The following is a 15134-nucleotide window of genomic DNA, read 5'->3' on the forward strand; positions in this document are numbered from 1 at the left end:
CGGCTCTAGCCGATCACAGGGGGAACCACGCCGTGGTCCCCCGGGGCCCAGGTCTCTTCGTCCTCGGTGAGGTAACCCGGGTTCGCGCCATCGCGTCGTTGCGAACGTCGCCGTGCGCCCTGGGGCGCGCTGCCCATGGAACCACCCATCGGGCCCTTCGCACTGCCCGCTGTCGGTGATTCACGGACGAGACCGGTGCCACCCGGGGTGAATTCCCGTCCCGCCCCCGGCTGTGCTCCGCGGGGAGCCCGAACGGTGCCACCCGGCTCGCTGACTAGGCGCTGCGAGCCGCCGCCAGGACCGGACCGCCCCCCTGTCACGCCGTGACCGCCACCACCGCCGCCTGCCATCATTCCGTGGCTGGTCGACTGCTTCTCGCTGCCGATCACCGTTCCACGCGATGTGCTCCGGACCGAGTCCGCTCCGGTCTGGCCTGGAGCCCGCGTACCGCCGACGATGCCGGTGTCGGTCCGGGTGATGGTGGGAGGCCGGACGCCTCCCACGCCGTTCCTGCCGCCCGGCCCGGTGGGGGGAGTACGCCTGCCGCCTCCTCCTGGGCTGGAGGGGCCACCCGTGTACGGAGGCATCACCACAGGCGGCGGAGGTGTCAGGTGTCCGCCGCCGACTGGGCCCGGAGGGGGAAATCCACCGCTGGGCGGGAGCGTGGCAGGTGGCAGGGCCGGTGGCATCGTCACCGTGTCGATGTTCGTCCCTGTGGTGTCCGGAGCCCCGGGCACCACGGTGACGTGCTGCGGCGTATGAACGGGAGCGCCGTCCGGCGACGACGCGGTGAAGTCACCCGGGCGCGAGGCGGTGTAGTGATGCGCCTTCGAGGCGCCACCGGCCTGCGAGGTCGTGGCCGAATACGTGCCTCCCCCGGAGTGGCCTCCCGGCGGACCGTAACTCTCCTGGCCGCCCTCATGACCAGTAGGAGTCGGCAGGACCTCGTTCGGCAACGGCCTGAAGTTCGGCTCCTCCTGCAAGGAGATCGACTGCTGTGCCATCAGGTAGTACGAGGCGAGCTTGTTCATCTGGGGAATGGCCTCGTTGCGCGCCGTTTCGACGGCTGCTATCCGGGCCTTTTCCTTCTTCTCGTCCGCGAAACACATCTGTGTGGCGTCGGGATGTCCCCCCATCGCAGTGACGACCTCGCTGAGCGCCTGGCCCGCCGTCTGCATCGAGGTGCCCGCGGCGCCGGCGTAGTCGGCCAGCTTCAGGGTCTCTTTGGCGAAGTCGTTGCCCCACTCGCGGAAGGCGTCACCGCCCTTGCCCTGCCACGTGGTACGGCCGATGTGTTCCTTGAGCTCGGTGCCGATCTTCTCGATCTCGGTCTGTGCGTCGACGAGAGCGGTGCCCTTGCCCATGATCTCCGTGGCGTTGACGCCGCGGACCATGCTGCGCATGTCTTCGTACGACATGTTCTCGAAGTCGGTTGTGTTGTAGCAGGCGTTGAGTGGTGGCAGCTTCTTGGCGTCGCCCATGCTTGTCCCTGTCCCCCGTTCACTTCATGTGTTACATGCCGTCAGTTCCGCTGGACGAACCCCCACCGGTTTTGTCCTTGCCCGCTGCGGGCGACCCAGGATCTGTCTCGGCCCCGGGCTTCTTGTAATAGATCTCGGTGCGCTTCTGGATGGCGAAGAGACGGTCGGCGTGCTCCTGGTCGACGTTCTGGTAGCCACGGTCGGCCAGATCGACAGTGATGCCCATCGCTTCCAGTTGGTCGCCGAGCGTCTTGGAGAGCATCTCCAGGCGGGCATGCACCGTGTCGTAGGCGCCGGACAGCTGGATGGCTTCCGGGAATCCGGTGCCGTACGCGCTGGTGGTCACCTTTTGATCAGTGATGCGGGCGTGCGCGGCCGGCGACTTGTCGAGCGTCGCGAGAAGTCTGTCCACACGGGCCTTGAAATTCTGCAGAGACTCGGTGGGCGTCTCCAGATCCGCCGGCTTGCCCTTGACAATGTACGGGCCGTACATCGGAGTACGCGGTCCGTCGTCCGGAAGTTGAGAACCCATGGAATCACCTCCCCTAAGGTGCCGCGGTACCGCAGGCGTGGGGGTGGGATGCGCTGATCGCATCCCACACCCACAGCGTGCCGGTTCCTGCGTGATTCATCTGAGGCTGTGTCAGCCCTGGAAGCGCCGGGCCTGAGCCTGGTCGTTCGACCGGTAGCCCTCGGTGGCGTCCATGAGCTTGGCCGAGATCGTCAGCAGGGTCTCGTGCATGTCGTTCACCTTGAGGTCCCAGGAACGCTGCCGGTCGTAGAACGCCTGCTGCGTCTCGCCGTCCCAGGTGTCAACGACGGCCTTGACCTTGGTGTTCAGGTCGTCGAGCTCGGACTTGATGGTGTTGGCGGTCGACTTGACCTGGTTCGAGGCTTCGACGACCCCGGAGTACGTGATCTCCATTGAAACGGTCTCCTGATGCGAGGTGGGATGAGTACGGGCTACGAAGAGACCTGGAACCGGTCCAGGACACCGTTGCTGCCCAAGTCGCCACCGGCGCTCTTGAAGCTGTTGAGCCGCTCGACTTCCTGCTCGTCGAAGCCGTCACGGCTCATCTGGACGGCTTCCTTGGTGAAGGCGAGGAGCTCCTTCAAGTTGCGGGCGTCGGCATTCACCCGCTGCTGGAGGCCGTTGTACGCGTTGGCCGCAACGCCCTTCCAGTGACCTTCGACGGCGTCGACGACGCCATTGAGGTGGTTGATCCTGCCTTCGAGCGTGTCGTGCATATTGCCGAGATCGGTAATGAGCTTCTCGATCTGGCTTGATGAAAGCCTGAGCTTGTCTCCCATAACGCACCTTCCCCCATGAATCGGATGTCGCAGTTGCCCGACTTCGGCTACTGCGGATACATCGGACCAAAGTTGTCAATAATCACTTTAACCACAGCCGTCTCCCAAATCCAACACCGCCTCGCCTGCGCTGTGTTGTTGAGAAATCATCTAGTTGCGGAGCGGCGGCGACGGTCCCGTAGCACCACCGCGCAGCCCGCGATCACTGCGATCAGGACGCCCGTGCCGGTCAGTACATAGGTCGAGATGCGGGTGATCCGCTCCTGCCTGGTCTCACCCAGGTGGAGGGCCATCGGTTCCGGTCCGACGGGACCGTCCGACACCGCGTGATCCGGGGTCGGAATGCTCACCGGATGTTCGTCCTCGTTGAGAGCGCGCACAGGGTCGACCACCCCCCACCCGATGAAGTCATCCCGTCCCTTGATCGGACGTTCGGCGGTCTGTTCGATCTGGGCGACCACTTGGGCCTGCGTCCAGCGGGGGTGTTTGGCCCGGATGAGGGCCGCGACTCCGGCGACGTAGGGGGCCGAGAAGCTCGTGCCGTTGTCGACGCACTGACCGCCCTTCGGAACGGTGGACACCATGTCTACACCTGGCGCCGCGACCCCCACGAAACTTCCGGTCTGGGAGAACGGCGCCCGCTCGTCATTGCGGTCCGATGCAGCCACCGCCAGGACGCCCGGATAGGCCGCCGGATAGGTCATCTTGACCTCACCGGCGAGACCGTCGTTGCCCGCGGAAGCGACCACGACGATGTCTCTGTTCAGAGCCTCGCGCACAGCAAGCGCCAGATCGGAGTCGGCTCGCAGGGGCTTGACGGTGTCCTGGGAGATGTTGATGACGCGGGCGTCCTTCTGGATGGCATGGCGGATGGCCGCAGCCATCGTCGCGGCAGTGCCTGAGCCCTTGTCGTCGTTCTGCCGGATCGGGATGATCGTCGCTTCCGGAGCGAGGCCGACAAAGCCGGTGCCCACGCGCGGACGGGCCGCGATGATGCCGGCAACCTTGGTGCCGTGGCCAACGGGATCGGTTGTGCCATCCCCATCGCCGGACCTCACCGGAACCTTCGCGTCGCCCTTGGTCTTGGTCTTGCCCTTGGACTTCGAGGCTTCCATAGCGGGGTCTTGAGGCTTGTCCTCCGGGTGCGGAAGCAGATCGGTCCCGGCGGCCCGGTCTACAGCAGACGACAACTGCGGATTCGCGTCGTCGACACCAGTGTCGATCACTGCGACCCGGACACCCTTTCCCTTCGTGTCCTGCCAGAGCTCGTCGAAGACCACCCGCTGGAGCGCCCAGGGGAGGCCCTGAATCTGCTTCGCCATCGGAAACGTGCACTCACCGCTGCCTTCGGAACCCATTTGCGGGTCGGAACCCTCTGCGGTCGCGGGCGCCTGTGCGAACCCCGTCAGGCTGACGCTCACCGCGCACATTAGGAGCACCATGACGGCCGGGGACCGGAATCCGCTACGAGTGATCATCACGCGCTTCCTCCCTTCCGCCCTCAGGAACTCTGTGGCTGTTTGGCGCTGTTGGTGTCGAGCCGGGGTCCTTTGGGTAGGAAACCGGACCAGTTGTCCGGCACCGGCAGTGGGCGCACGTCCTTGTAGCCGAGCCGGATCTGCGCCTGGCTGACATTGGACGCCAGCTCCTCCGGCGTCTGCGGCTTCGCAGTGGCTCCGATTCCCGACCGATCCGCACTGCTGTCGTTGTTCGTCTGCACGGCGTAACGGAGCCCGGTGTCCGTCACCAAGAAGATCGAACCGGTGGTGGGAGACGCGCCGTCGAACTGCCGGTACAGCAGACCGCTGCCGGGCGTGACGTACGCGCTGGTGGCCCCGTCCAGGAACTGAACCGGATAGCCGGGGCCGGCCCAGGTGCTGAGTTCGGGCACCCCCCCCGAATTGACTCCGTGCATCACATTGCAGACGGTTCCGGTTCGGGTCGAGGTGTCATTGGCCTGGGTCGGGACGGTCTTCGGCCAGCCGTACTTCGCGTAGAACTCGTCCGGGGAAGAGGTGAAGGATTGCGGTCCGACTTCTGCGGCCTGTGCCTTCTGGCCCAGCACCTTCGCTTCCGGACTCGTCAGGAGCAGCCTGGCGACGAGGTCGGACACGGGAGCAACCGCCCCCGGCAGGACGACGTACTGCTGCATGCCGGTACCAGCCACGGCTTTGAGTACCATGCCCACCTTGTCGAGACGGGGATCCAGGCTGCCGACGCCGGCCGGGGACCCGACCCTGCTCGGCAACCGAGGAAAGTCGATGGGCGCGCCGGCATGCAGTGTGCCGAGCCAGTCCCTCGTGACTTTCTGGGGCTGTGCGCCCTCGCTGAACAGTGAGCGGCGCAGCACCTCGTCCCGGGTCGAGAGTTTCTTGCCGCTGGTGGCCCCGATCACGTGCTGGGTGCCGTCCGGGTCCACCAGGTATCGCGTCCCCTCCGTGCCGTCGGCCTCGACGTAGAGCGCCTGGCTGTCGTGGAGTTGCTGTTTCCCGCCGACCTTGTCCGCCTCGCGGCCGGCCAGCAGGAAGACCGCCTTCTGCACGGTGTCGCCGGTCCCGCCGCCGGGCTGTTCACAGACCACCCAGAGCTTGTTCCGGCCCGCTTCGTCCCCGCTGGGCAACCGGTCGGGTGCGTACGGTATGCCGAGCATCGGACCCCGCTGCAGCTTTCCGTTGTCCAGTTCGGACTCCGGTACCTGGATTACGGAGGACTTGCCCGGGTCCAGGAGCAGTTTCGCGGAGGAGAAATTGAGCACCGGGTGCAGACGCTTGACGCCGTTTGTCTCCAGGACGACGTAACGGGTTGTCGATTCGCTGCCGACGATGACATGGGCACCGGGATCGGACCAGCCGTCAGGAACTTTGGGCTTGAAGATGCCCCAAGCACCGAAGCCCGCCAGCAGCAGGGCACCCACCACCACCCCCGGCAGCAGGGCGCGTAGTGGGCGCGGCGCCGCCTCGTCCGTGCCGGCTGCCGACGGTTGCAGAAAGGCGGCGACCAGCCGCTTCTTCGCGAAGGTGTAGGCGTTGAGTTCGTCCCGCCGTGATGCCATCTGCCGAACTTCTCCCCGTGGTTGTATGTCCCTCGCGAACCGCCCCCACTATGCCCGCCGGCACTGGTTCACCACCGATCGGGTCCACGCTTCAGGCAGTCGCCAGAGTCCCTGCTCGGCCGAGCAGGGCGTGAGCCCCTATCCGATCCCTGTGTCGACGGGCGTGGGACAGTGGGCGGTCGTAGGTCGGTGTGCCGATGCCGTCGGCCTGACTTGCGCACGCTGTAGTGCCGTGACACGGAGGGACATACCGGGGGATGAGCAGCGCGACGACCGCAGTGATGAGTGTGCATCCGCGGCCAGGACGGATCGGTGGCGTGCGGCTGCATCAGGTGGTGTTGGTGGAGGTCGCCGGCGCGCTGGTGCTGGTCGGGTGGGTGACGGGCGGGATGCTGCTGGTGCCGATGGGCCTGGTGGCGGCGGGGTTGGTGCTGTTGGTGGTGCTGCGGCGGCGGGGTCGGCCGGTGGTGGAGTGGCTGAACGCGGCCATGGCACTGCGCGGCCGGCTGAGGGCCGCGCGGCGGCCGTGGGTTGCGGACGGGGTGGATCCCGCGCTGGCGCCGGTCGCCGAGTGCGACACGGCGCTGCGGACCTATACCTACACCGACCGGCAGCGCGACCGCGCTATTGGCATGGTGGGTGACGGAACGTTCCTGACGGCACTGTTGCTCGTGCAGTCGCGGGACGAACCGCTGCGGATGGCCCGGGACGCACGACCGCTACCGCTCGGGTTGCTGCACGACGCCCTGGAAGTGGACGACATCCGGCTGGAGTCGGTACAGGTTGTGCAGCACACCCAGCCCGCCCCCGGACCGCATCTGCCTGAACAGGCCGCGGCAGCACGGTCGTATGCGCCGCTCCAGGCCCAGGCCGGTACGCCCGCGATTCGGCTCACCTGGATTGCGCTGAAACTCGACCCGGAGCTGTGTCCGGAGGCGGTGCGAGCACGCGGCGGCGGGATCGGCGGGGCGCAGCGTGCGCTGTTGCGGGCCACGGACCAGCTGGCGAGCCGGTTGGCGGGGGCGGGGATCGACGCTTCGGTACTGACCGAGGCGCAGGTGACGTCCGCGCTCGCGACCTCGGCCGGGGTGAATCCGCAGGCGAGCGCGCTGGCGGTGCGGGCGGGTGCGCCGCTGCGGCGCACCACGGAGTCCACCCGGGCCTGGCGCTGTGACGACCGATGGCACACGACGTACTGGGTGGGCCGCTGGCCGCACCTGGGTACGGGGGCGATGCCGGCGGCACAACTGGTGGCACTCCTGACATCGATGCCGGCGCTGGCCAGCACATTCAGTCTGGCGATGTCGCGCGGGACCGGTGGCACACCGGCCGTCAGCGGATACGTCCGGCTCACCGCGCGCGGAAATGACGAACTAGTCGCGGTGCGACGACAGTTGGAGCGAGCTGCGCGAGGAGAGAAGGTCAGTCTCGTACGGCTTGATCGCGAACAACTGCCAGGTTTGCTAGCAACCTTGCCCCTCGGAGGCACCCGTTGACGGCCACCCGCATGACGCCTGCCGGAACCACTGGTCCGGCTGTTTCCGCGACATCCTCGGCCGGACAGGGGAGGCGCGGGTTCGGGCTGCTGGGCCCCCGCCGTGACCGGCACGTGCTGCCCATGGGACAGCTCGCCGCGCTGTCGCTGCCGCTCGGTGACGACGGGGTCGTCGCGGGCGTCGACGCGGAGGGACGGCCCGCGGTACTGGGGTTCTTCCGCCCCTCCCAGCTCGATGTCGTCGTCATCGGCAGTGTCTGGACGGCGCAGGTGCTGGCGCTGCGTACGGCCGGTACGGGTGCGCGCGTCGCTGTCGAAACGGCCCGGCCGCAGTCCTGGACAGGGCTCGCGCAGGCCGCGGGCGGCGGACAGCAGTGCATGACGGTGCACGACGTCAAGCAGGTGGGACCACAGGGTCCGTCCGTCTCCAGCCCGGTCCTGGTCGTACGGGACTGCGGCATGCGGCCGCCGCGAAGCCGGCTGGCGGCCGCGCCCTGGCAGTCCGTGCTCACGCTCCTGCCATTCCTGGGCCCGACGGCGCCACGGATGCTCGACAACGCAGGGCTGGTCGGGATCCAGCGGGTTTCCCCCGAGGAGGCCGCGGTCCTCGCCCGGATTCTGCGGCTGCCCCGAGCGGAGGCGGAGGCACTGCCATCACTCGGCGACGACATGATGTTGTGGTGCACGACTCAGCACCGGAAGTTCGTCAGACTACAACCGACCGACATCGAGGCGGGGCTTCTCGGCACTCCGAGGCGTATGGACTAGGCGTTGGGCTCACTTGATTGATCATGAGATGGCTCATCCTTTGTGCAGACGGTTGCCTCTGGGGCGAGAGCGTGCGGATGGCAAGATCAGCTTGCCTCCTACGTGAGGCTGAGCGGGCCATCTGGGAGCCAACCTTCGGTGAAGCCAGCGGTTAGGAGAACTACTCCCTCAGGGAAGACTTCCCGGCGGCGCCGTCGAAGCTGAGCGACCGTCCACAGCGCATGGCCAGTGGTCATGCGCTGCACTGCTGTCGACTCGTCATTGCTGATCCGCACGATGAAGAGTCGGGAAGCAGTCGTCCTGTCGGACTCCCAAAGCCCCTCCCGTCGCGACTGATGCAGTCCGTAGAGAGCGGAGAACCGCGGACTTTGCATCGGGGGTCGCGGCGGCGGGCTCGTCGGCCGTGGGGCGCCTGTCCCGGGGCGCTACTCGGGGGTGGCCGCGTCCAGGGTGGTGGTGAGGTGCTGGAGGCGGCTGCGCAGGTCGGTCAGGTCGGTGAGGGTGAGGCCGGTGGCCGCGGCGATCTGCTGGGGGACCTGGTGGGCCCGCTCGCGCAGGGCCTCGCCCGCGGTGGTGAGGCGGACGGTGACGGAGCGCTCGTCGTGGGCGCTGCGTTCGCGCTGGACGAGGCCGGCGGTCTCCAGGCGCTTCAGCAGCGGGGAGAGGGTGCCGGAGTCGAGGCGCAGATGCTCGCCGATCCGCTTGACGGGCAGGTCGCCGTGCTCCCAGAGGACCAGCATGGCCAGGTACTGGGGGTAGGTCAGGCCCAGATCGCGCAGGGTCGTCCGGTAGAGGCTGCCGAAGGCCCTGGAGGCGGCGTGCAGCGCGAAGCAGATCTGGTTGTCGAGACGCAGATATTCCGCCGGGGCGGGCGCGGCTGCGGGTGCCGGGGCAGGTGCCGTGGCGGGTACGGGCTCGGTCGTCCTCATGTATCCAGCGTACCCTTTAGTTGTGCACAATTAAGTTGTGTGCTCTAGTAGTGGCATGGGGGCGGCCCGGGGCATCCGGTCCGTTGGGATGTGGAGAGGGATGGTTTCGATGAGTGCGCTGTACACCGCTGTGGCCACGGCCAATGGACGCGACGGCCGGGCCGTGAGCTCGGACGGGCAGCTGGACCTGCCGCTGGCCATGCCGCCGGCGCTGGGCGGGAGCGGCCAGGGAACCAACCCCGAGCAGCTCTTCGCGGCCGGTTACGCGGCGTGCTTCTCCAGCGCGCTCGGGCTGGTGGGGCGGCAGGCGAAGGTCGATACCAAGGACATCTCGGTGACCGCGGAGGTCGGCATAGGCTCCGACGAGGCGCAGGGGGGCTTCGAGCTCGCCGTGACGCTGCGGGTGGAGCTGCCGGAGGAGCTGGCGGGGGAGACCGGCCGTCAGCTGGTCGAGCAGGCGCACGGAGTGTGCCCGTACTCGAAGGCGACCCGCGGGAACATCACCGTCGAGATCGTTGTGGAGTAGCAGCTCCTGCAGGGTTCCGCTCCCGGCAGGATTCCGCACGACGAACATCTTCCGGTCGTGCGGACTTCTATGAAGGTCGGGTATGCGGGTATGAACGTCGGGCGGAAGCCCGGTCCCACGGCGCCGATCGGCCCCGGCTCATCGCAGCCAGGGCAGGTCGGCGCCTTGTGGTTGCAGGCCCTCGGCGATGATGCGGGAGATCTCGCCGAGCTGCTGGACCTGGTCGGGGGTCAGGCGGTCGAAGATCGCCGAGCGCACGGCGGTGACATGCCCGGGGGCGGTCATGACCAGCACCTCGTAGCCCTCGTCGGTGAGGAAGGCCATCTGGCCGCGCCGGTCGGAGGGACAGTCCTCGCGGCGGATCCAGCCGTTCTTCTCGAGCCGGGTGACGGCGTGTGACAGCCGGGATCGGGTGATCTTCGTCTGCTGCGCCAGCTCGGTCATCCGCATCCGGCGGGTGGGGGCGTCGGAGAGAGTGGTCAGCAGCGCGTAGTACATGTGCGGCATGCCGGCGTCGCGCTGCAGCTGTCGGTCGAGGTGGTCCTCCAGGAGCGTCGTGGCGTGGAGATACACACGCCAGGCGGCCTGTTCTTCTTCGGTCAGCCATTTCATGGTGTCCACCTTACGTCCACTTCTTGAAGATTCAATGAAGTTGAGCGAGAGGGAAAATCCTCGACGATGGATCGAGGATGGATCGGGCGTGGATCGAGAGCGGATCGAGCACCGATCGAGCCCGGATCAAGAGTGTGGCGCAGGTCACACCACCTCCTGAAATATCTGGGGACCATCTCCCCGTTTAGTCTGGTGTCAGAGCGAAGCGGGGAGTCACTCCCCGCTTCACCCCCCACTTTCGCCAGAAGGAGTGTCCGGTGGTCGGCAGTGCCGTGAAAACGCGTTCCCCCCGGCTGCGGGCCGATGCCTCCCGCAACCGGGAGCGGATCGTCGCCGCCGCGCGCGAAGCGTTCGTCGAGCACGGGGCCGAGGTCCCGCTGGACGAGGTCGCGCGCCGCGCCGGAGTCGGCAATGCCACGCTCTACCGGAACTTCGCGGACCGGGCCGAACTCGTCCGGGAGGTGGTCCTGTCCGTGATGGCACGGATCGCCGAGCGGACCGAGGCACTGGTCGCCGAGGAACCGGACGCCTTCGAGGCGCTGCGGCGCTTCGTCTTCGAATCGGCGGAGGACAGGGTCGGGGCGCTGTGTCCGATGCTCTCCGAGGCCTTTGACGGAAACGATCCAGCGATCTTCGCGGCTCGCGACCGGCTGGATCGCGCGATCGAGGACATTATGGACAGAGCGCGAAGCTCTGGCCAGCTCCGCACCGATATCGCCGTCGGTGACCTCATGGTCGCGATCACGCAGCTCACGCGACCGCTGCCCGGGACGGCGTGCATGGACATGGACAGGTTCGTGCACCGTCACCTGCAGATCTTCCTCGATGGGCTGCGCGCCCCGGCACGTTCTGTACTGCCGGGCGCCGCCGTGACCTTGGAGGACCTGCAGCGTCAGCGCTGAAGAATTCCCACAAACGTCCCGATTTCCTGCCCCTCCGCACCCTTAGTGAGACTTGCTATGCCTGAAACGCTCCAGCCGGATCCCCGGCGCTGGAAAGCGCTGATATTCATTGCGATAGCACAGCTGATGGTCGTGCTCGACGCGACCATCGTGAACATCGCGCTGCCTTCCGCACAGACGGACCTCGGCATCTCGGATGCCAACAAGCAGTGGGTCATCACGGCCTACAGCCTCGCCTTCGGTGGACTGCTGCTCTTCGGCGGCCGTATCGCCGATATCTTCGGCCGTAAGAACGCCTTCATCGTCGGTCTGCTCGGCTTCGCCGCCGCCTCCGCGATCGGCGGAGCGGCCGTCAACACCGGAATGCTGCTCGGCGCCCGTGCCCTGCAGGGCGCGTTCGGGGCACTGCTCGCCCCGGCCGCGCTCTCGCTGCTCGCGGTCCTGTTCACCGACGCGAAGGAACGTGCCAAGGCGTTCGGCGTCTACGGTGCCATCGCCGGTGCCGGTGCCGCTGTCGGCCTGATCCTCGGTGGTGTGCTCACCCAGTACCTCAACTGGCGCTGGACGCTCTTCGTGAACATCGCGTTCGCGATCATTGCCGCCATCGGTGCCTACATGGTGGTTCACGAGCCGGCCGGTTCGCGTAACCGCAACCGCCTCGACATTCCCGGCGTGGTCCTTTCCACCCTGGGTCTGGTCTCGCTGGTCTACGGCTTCACGGTCGCTTCCCAGGACGGCTGGGGCTCGGGCAAGACCATCGCCCTGCTGATCGCCTCCGTCGCGCTGCTCGCCGCGTTCGTGGTCGTCGAGTCGCGCACCAAGGCCCCGCTGCTCCCGCTGCGCGTCATCACCGACCGCAACCGCGGCGGCGTGTACCTGTCGCTCGGTATCGCGATCATCGGCATGTTCGGTCTGTTCCTGTTCCTGACGTTCTACCTGCAGAACATCCTGGGCTACTCGGCGATGAAGTCCGGCTTCGCGTTCCTGCCCATGGTCGCGGGCATGATCGTCGGTTCCACGCAGATCGGCGCCCGGCTCATGCTCCGCGTGCCGCCGCGCATGCTGATGGCGCCGGGCTTCCTGGTCGCCTCCGTGGGCATGCTGATCCTCACTCAGATCAAGACCGACCCCAACTACGCGGGCGTCGTCCTGCCCGGCCTGATCCTGATGGGTCTCGGCATGGGTTCGGCCTTCATGCCGGCGATGAGCCTGGCGACGCACGGCGTCCAGCCGCGCGACTCGGGTATCGCCTCCGCGATGGTCAACACCTCGCAGCAGGTCGGCGGCTCCATCGGCACCGCCCTGCTGAACACCATCGCGACCAGCGCCACCACCACGTGGGCCGCCGCCAACCTGGCGTCCGCCGGGAAGCTCGGCAAGGTGGAGTTCGGGCACCAGGCAGCTGTGCACGGCTTCTCCACCGCGATCTGGTGGGCGTTCGGCGCACTGGTTCTCGCCGCCCTCATCGCCGCGACGTTCATCAACACGGGCGTCCCCGGCAGCGAGGTTTCGGGCGTGAGCCTGGAGGACGAGGCGGCCGAGGGGCTGCCGGTCCCGGTCTCCATGCACTGACCAGGACCCGCGTGCGGCGTGACGAGTTCGCGTGATGAGTTCGCGTAACGAGTACGTGGATTGAGCAGGGCCCCGTCTCCGGTCTTCGGAGGCGGGGCCCTGTCGCGTGCGTATGCCTACGCACTTCGTGCCGGCGGCCGGCGGCCGGCGGTGGCTGCGGCGCCGGACGGTCAGAGGCCGGCGGGCCACGCGTAGGACGTCGGGAACTTCTGTCCGGCCTTGCCGTAGACGACGGCGATCTCCTGGTGGTCGGCGAGTTTGAGCGCGGCCGGGTCGCCGGTCTGCTCCTTGCCGTTGACGTAGACGTGCAGTTCGTTGCCGCCGCCCGTCTTGAGGGCTCCGAGCTTGTCCTTGCCGAAGGGCGCGTTCCACTCGGTCATGAACTGACCGAGGGTGAAGTCGGCCTGCACCGGCGACTCGATGTGGACGATGCCGGTCGTGTCATGGGTGTGCAGCGGGCTGATCTTCTGCTGCTTCAGGTCGATGCCGATGTTCGCGGGTACCTGCACGGGCTTGCCGTCGACCAGGATGTCCAGATGGCTGTGGATGTGCAGCGCCTGGCCCTCGGCGCCGAGCATCGGCAGCCCGGCGGCCTTGACACTGGCGGCGGCGTCGGCGGGCGCGGGCCAGGTCACGGCAGCGGCACCGGCGGTGTCCGTGGCGGTGGCCGAGGGGGAGTGGGAGGCGGTGGGCTTCGCGCTGGCGTCACCCGAGCCGCAGGCGGCGAGGGCGGCGGCGCCGGCCAGGGCGGCCGATCCGATCAGGAGGCGGCGTACGAGCATGGTGTGGTGTTCCGTTCAGCTGATCCGGCGCGAGCACATGGCGCCGTCGAGCGTAACGAATACACGGGGTGCCTGGAGCGGGCGCCCGAGGCGGACTCCGGACACCCCCGTCGGACACCCCGGCCGCACACCCCCGCCGCCCGCGTTCCGCTGCAGGACCGGCTCGATCGGCTCGCGTGCCCTGACCGCTGCCACCAGCGCGTCCGTGCGCCCCCGGTCCCTCTTCGCCCGTTTAGGCAACCAATAGGCGGTGTGGACCGTCTTCCGGGTGGGAGAGCAGCCACGGGCGACGCTGCCCGGGCGCGAAGGTCCCTGCGAAGGTCCCGATGCCGGATGTGACCGGATGTGACCGGATGTGAGCGGCGCCTCACGGACGTGGTGGTCGCGGTGGTCGCAGATATCCGCGATGGCCTTCCGATCGCCCGCGTGACCGGCCCTGACCTGCGCTTCCCCCGCACCCGATCCGCCGTCGCCTCCCCGTGTGGCGGGACAGGGTACTGCAAGATCGCGAAAATCATCGATCGACATGGGAATTGTGTCCGGATTCCAGTCGTTATCCAGATCAGAGCGGGCAGCCGAGAGGCAGCATGAGTCCCGCTCCAACCGACACCCGACCGAACCTTCGCAAGGGAGCACGCATGGCAACCCGTGCCGTCGCCCGTCGTTCCGCAGGCGGGAGCAGCAGCGTCCGCGCCGTTGGCGGGGAAGCCGCAGACCGTGATCTCGTCGGTATGTATCTCGACGAGATCGCGCGTACCCCGCTGCTCGACGCCGCGCAGGAAGTCGAGCTCTCCCGGGAGATCGAGGCCGGCGTCTACGCCGAGCGCGTCCTCTCCGGCGATGACCAGCTCATCAAGGGTGCGGGGGCGGGAGCCGCCCGCGAGGAGCTGGAGACGCTGGTCGCCGAGGGCGAGCGCGCCAAGGACGTCTTCATCCGGTCCAATCTGCGCCTCGTCGTCGCAGTGGCCCGCCGTTACCCGCGCAGTGGTCTGCCGTTGCTCGACCTGATCCAGGAGGGGAACGCGGGTCTGGTGCGCGCGGTCGAGAAGTTCGACTACGCCAAGGGCTTCAAGTTCTCCACCTACGCCACCTGGTGGATCCGCCAGGCCATCACCCGTTCCATCGCGGACCAGTCCCGCACCATCCGGCTCCCCGTCCATCTGGTCGAGGAGCTGGGCCGGATCCGGCGCGTGCAGCGGGAGTTCAACCGCGAGCACGGACGTGACCCGGAGCACGAGGAGATCGCCGCCGAGCTGGACTCGACGCCGTCCCGCGTGCATGACGTGCTCGACTGGGCCCGTGACCCGGTCAGCCTGAACATGTCGGTGGACGCCGACGGCGAGACCGAGTTCGGTGACCTCGTGGAGGACGGCGCCGCCGCTTCGCCCGAGCAGTCCGTCCTGGTCATGCTGCGCCGCGAGGAGCTGGAAGAGCTGATCGGACGGCTCGACGAGCGCACCGCCTCGATCATCCGGTCCCGGTACGGCATCGAGGACGGCCGTGAGCGGACGCTGACCGAGGTCGGCAAGCAGCACGGCCTGACGCGCGAGCGGATCCGGCAGATCGAGAAGCACGCCCTGGCCGACCTCAAGCGGATGGCCCGTGACACGGGCCTGGAGTACGAGGCCGCCTGACCCGCGGCGGGGTCCGCCCCGCCGCCCCAGACCCGAACCTCGGTGCAACCCCCCCCGCGCCGGGGTTCGG

15 protein-coding genes are annotated in these 15134 nt (G+C 67.8%); 6 read left to right on the forward strand and 9 right to left on the reverse strand.

Annotated elements, in window-relative coordinates:
- Nucleotides 1–5: 5 nt before the first annotated feature.
- The 6 genes from QMK24_RS12510 to eccB form a co-directional block, all read right to left on the reverse strand.
- Nucleotides 6–1481, reverse strand: coding sequence for a WXG100 family type VII secretion target (locus QMK24_RS12510; RefSeq protein WP_283465693.1), 1476 nt, complete (start codon nucleotides 1479–1481; stop codon nucleotides 6–8).
- A 31-nt stretch (nucleotides 1482–1512) separates the two neighbouring features.
- Nucleotides 1513–2013, reverse strand: a complete 501-nt coding sequence (locus QMK24_RS12515) for a DUF2563 family protein (RefSeq protein ID WP_283465694.1) — start codon at nucleotides 2011–2013, stop codon at nucleotides 1513–1515.
- Between the two features lie 111 nt (nucleotides 2014–2124).
- Complete coding sequence (locus QMK24_RS12520; protein WP_283465695.1) at nucleotides 2125–2406, reverse strand: WXG100 family type VII secretion target; 282 nt, start codon at nucleotides 2404–2406, stop codon at nucleotides 2125–2127.
- Between the two features lie 38 nt (nucleotides 2407–2444).
- Nucleotides 2445–2792 carry a WXG100 family type VII secretion target gene (locus QMK24_RS12525; protein WP_283465696.1) on the reverse strand — a complete coding sequence of 116 codons (348 nt, stop codon included), beginning with the start codon at nucleotides 2790–2792 and terminating at the stop codon, nucleotides 2445–2447.
- A gap of 146 nt (nucleotides 2793–2938) precedes the next feature.
- The gene (mycP, locus tag QMK24_RS12530; RefSeq protein ID WP_502962580.1) at nucleotides 2939–4114 is read right to left on the reverse strand and encodes a type VII secretion-associated serine protease mycosin; all 1176 of its coding nucleotides are present in this window, start codon (nucleotides 4112–4114) and stop codon (nucleotides 2939–2941) included.
- Nucleotides 4115–4293: 179 nt separating this feature from the next.
- The gene (gene eccB / locus QMK24_RS12535) at nucleotides 4294–5844 is read right to left on the reverse strand and encodes a type VII secretion protein EccB (RefSeq protein ID WP_283465697.1); all 1551 of its coding nucleotides are present in this window, start codon (nucleotides 5842–5844) and stop codon (nucleotides 4294–4296) included.
- Between the two features lie 317 nt (nucleotides 5845–6161).
- On the opposite strand from eccB, the gene eccE reads away from it, so the two are divergent.
- Both eccE and QMK24_RS12545 read left to right on the forward strand, forming a co-directional pair.
- On the forward strand, nucleotides 6162–7340 hold the full coding sequence (eccE, locus tag QMK24_RS12540; RefSeq protein ID WP_502962581.1) for a type VII secretion protein EccE: 1179 nt from the start codon (nucleotides 6162–6164) through the stop codon (nucleotides 7338–7340).
- An 11-nt stretch (nucleotides 7341–7351) separates the two neighbouring features.
- Nucleotides 7352–8107, forward strand: coding sequence for a hypothetical protein (locus QMK24_RS12545; RefSeq protein WP_283465700.1), 756 nt, complete (start codon nucleotides 7352–7354; stop codon nucleotides 8105–8107).
- A gap of 425 nt (nucleotides 8108–8532) precedes the next feature.
- On the opposite strand, the gene QMK24_RS12550 is transcribed toward QMK24_RS12545, so the two are convergent.
- Nucleotides 8533–9036 (reverse strand): MarR family winged helix-turn-helix transcriptional regulator, encoded by a 504-nt coding sequence (locus QMK24_RS12550; protein WP_283465701.1) that lies wholly within the window; start codon nucleotides 9034–9036, stop codon nucleotides 8533–8535.
- 109 nt (nucleotides 9037–9145) lie between these two features.
- Between QMK24_RS12550 and QMK24_RS12555 the strand changes: the two genes are divergently transcribed.
- A complete protein-coding gene (locus QMK24_RS12555; protein WP_283465702.1) occupies nucleotides 9146–9562 on the forward strand; it encodes an organic hydroperoxide resistance protein in 417 nt (138 codons plus the stop codon).
- A 138-nt stretch (nucleotides 9563–9700) separates the two neighbouring features.
- Here QMK24_RS12555 and QMK24_RS12560 read toward each other — a convergent pair whose 3' ends face one another.
- Nucleotides 9701–10174 carry a MarR family winged helix-turn-helix transcriptional regulator gene (locus QMK24_RS12560; RefSeq protein WP_283465703.1) on the reverse strand — a complete coding sequence of 158 codons (474 nt, stop codon included), beginning with the start codon at nucleotides 10172–10174 and terminating at the stop codon, nucleotides 9701–9703.
- A 257-nt stretch (nucleotides 10175–10431) separates the two neighbouring features.
- Here QMK24_RS12560 and QMK24_RS12565 point away from each other — a divergent pair, with 257 nt between their 5' ends.
- Nucleotides 10432–11076: a TetR/AcrR family transcriptional regulator gene (locus tag QMK24_RS12565; RefSeq protein ID WP_283465704.1), complete on the forward strand. Its 645-nt coding sequence runs from the start codon at nucleotides 10432–10434 to the stop codon at nucleotides 11074–11076.
- A 57-nt stretch (nucleotides 11077–11133) separates the two neighbouring features.
- Nucleotides 11134–12648 carry an MFS transporter gene (locus tag QMK24_RS12570; protein WP_283465706.1) on the forward strand — a complete coding sequence of 505 codons (1515 nt, stop codon included), beginning with the start codon at nucleotides 11134–11136 and terminating at the stop codon, nucleotides 12646–12648.
- Between the two features lie 170 nt (nucleotides 12649–12818).
- Here QMK24_RS12570 and QMK24_RS12575 read toward each other — a convergent pair whose 3' ends face one another.
- Nucleotides 12819–13430, reverse strand: a complete 612-nt coding sequence (locus QMK24_RS12575; RefSeq protein WP_283465707.1) for a hypothetical protein — start codon at nucleotides 13428–13430, stop codon at nucleotides 12819–12821.
- 638 nt (nucleotides 13431–14068) lie between these two features.
- On the opposite strand from QMK24_RS12575, the gene QMK24_RS12580 reads away from it, so the two are divergent.
- Entirely contained in the window at nucleotides 14069–15064 is a 996-nt protein-coding gene (locus QMK24_RS12580) for a sigma-70 family RNA polymerase sigma factor (protein ID WP_283465708.1), read from the forward strand.
- Nucleotides 15065–15134 lie beyond the last annotated feature (70 nt).

Source organism: Streptomyces sp. PH10-H1 (genome assembly GCF_030063355.1).
In the GTDB taxonomy this organism is placed as follows: Bacteria; Actinomycetota; Actinomycetes; order Streptomycetales; family Streptomycetaceae; genus Actinacidiphila.

What these genes read in the sequence shown, in the direction of transcription:
- QMK24_RS12510 (WP_283465693.1), bottom strand. Translation starts at nt 1,481, where the DNA reads ATGGGCGACGCCAAGAAGCTGCCACCACTCAACGCCTGCTACAACACA.
- QMK24_RS12515 (WP_283465694.1), bottom strand. Translation starts at nt 2,013, where the DNA reads ATGGGTTCTCAACTTCCGGACGACGGACCGCGTACTCCGATGTACGGC.
- QMK24_RS12520 (WP_283465695.1), bottom strand. Translation starts at nt 2,406, where the DNA reads ATGGAGATCACGTACTCCGGGGTCGTCGAAGCCTCGAACCAGGTCAAG.
- QMK24_RS12525 (WP_283465696.1), bottom strand. Translation starts at nt 2,792, where the DNA reads ATGGGAGACAAGCTCAGGCTTTCATCAAGCCAGATCGAGAAGCTCATT.
- mycP (WP_502962580.1), bottom strand. Translation starts at nt 4,114, where the DNA reads ATGGCGAAGCAGATTCAGGGCCTCCCCTGGGCGCTCCAGCGGGTGGTC.
- eccB (WP_283465697.1), bottom strand. Translation starts at nt 5,844, where the DNA reads ATGGCATCACGGCGGGACGAACTCAACGCCTACACCTTCGCGAAGAAG.
- QMK24_RS12545 (WP_283465700.1), top strand. Translation starts at nt 7,352, where the DNA reads ATGACGCCTGCCGGAACCACTGGTCCGGCTGTTTCCGCGACATCCTCG.
- QMK24_RS12550 (WP_283465701.1), bottom strand. Translation starts at nt 9,036, where the DNA reads ATGAGGACGACCGAGCCCGTACCCGCCACGGCACCTGCCCCGGCACCC.
- QMK24_RS12555 (WP_283465702.1), top strand. Translation starts at nt 9,146, where the DNA reads ATGAGTGCGCTGTACACCGCTGTGGCCACGGCCAATGGACGCGACGGC.
- QMK24_RS12560 (WP_283465703.1), bottom strand. Translation starts at nt 10,174, where the DNA reads ATGAAATGGCTGACCGAAGAAGAACAGGCCGCCTGGCGTGTGTATCTC.
- QMK24_RS12570 (WP_283465706.1), top strand. Translation starts at nt 11,134, where the DNA reads ATGCCTGAAACGCTCCAGCCGGATCCCCGGCGCTGGAAAGCGCTGATA.
- QMK24_RS12575 (WP_283465707.1), bottom strand. Translation starts at nt 13,430, where the DNA reads ATGCTCGTACGCCGCCTCCTGATCGGATCGGCCGCCCTGGCCGGCGCC.
- QMK24_RS12580 (WP_283465708.1), top strand. Translation starts at nt 14,069, where the DNA reads ATGGCAACCCGTGCCGTCGCCCGTCGTTCCGCAGGCGGGAGCAGCAGC.